This is a genomic window from Acinetobacter sp. AL9 (genome assembly GCF_041464035.1).
Taxonomy (GTDB): domain Bacteria; phylum Pseudomonadota; class Gammaproteobacteria; order Pseudomonadales; family Moraxellaceae; genus Acinetobacter; species Acinetobacter towneri.
In genome coordinates, this window is the sequence record NZ_JAYFSK010000298.1 from 1 (window position 1) to 232 (window position 232).

A 232-nucleotide genomic window follows, 5' to 3' on the forward strand; every position below is an offset into this window, starting at 1 on the left:
GCAAAACAAATCCATCTGTGGGATGAAGCGGTTGAAGAAGATATTGCCGCGGTTGATCTAGAACTGGAACGGCTAAATGCAGATAAAACTAATGCAGCGACACAGAAAGCCAAAACCAATAAACCTAAACGTCGACCACTGCCAGATCATCTACACACCATCCGTATTGAGCATGAACCTGCATCAACCCAATGTGCTTGTGGATGCCAACTCCGGCGTATCGGCGAAGATG

1 pseudogene is annotated in these 232 nt (G+C 47.0%); it reads left to right on the forward strand.

Going from position 1 to position 232, the window contains the following annotated elements:
* A pseudogene (locus ACEO2X_RS14795) lies at positions 1-232 on the forward strand (IS66 family transposase); the annotation flags it as partial.